At 56.5% G+C, this 248-nt stretch carries 2 pseudogenes; one reads left to right on the forward strand and one right to left on the reverse strand.

The window, feature by feature from the left end:
* A pseudogene (locus tag F7R02_RS26210) lies at positions 1–125 on the forward strand (IS3 family transposase); the annotation flags it as partial.
* 9 nt (positions 126–134) lie between these two features.
* Here the strand turns inward: F7R02_RS26210 and F7R02_RS26215 are convergent.
* Positions 135–248: pseudogene (locus tag F7R02_RS26215) on the reverse strand (IS5-like element ISCARN85 family transposase); the annotation flags it as partial.

The following is a 248-nucleotide window of genomic DNA, read 5'->3' on the forward strand; positions in this document are numbered from 1 at the left end:
ATTGCCCGCGCCAAGATCGCAATGGCGAACTGCGCGAGCGCATTGTTGCGCTGGCGCATCGCCATCGTCGCTATGGCGTGGGGATGATCTATCTCAAACTGCGACAGGAAGGGCGCATCGTGAACTAGGGCCTGTTAACACATCCGAAGCCCATCAACGACTAGGACGAAGCTGAGGAATCCAAGGAACATGACATCCAGCTTCTCGAAGCGCGAGAAAATCCGGCGGTAGCCTTTCAAGCGACGGAA

This window comes from Xanthomonas cissicola, assembly GCF_008801575.1.
Classification (GTDB): Bacteria; Pseudomonadota; Gammaproteobacteria; order Xanthomonadales; family Xanthomonadaceae; genus Xanthomonas; species Xanthomonas cissicola.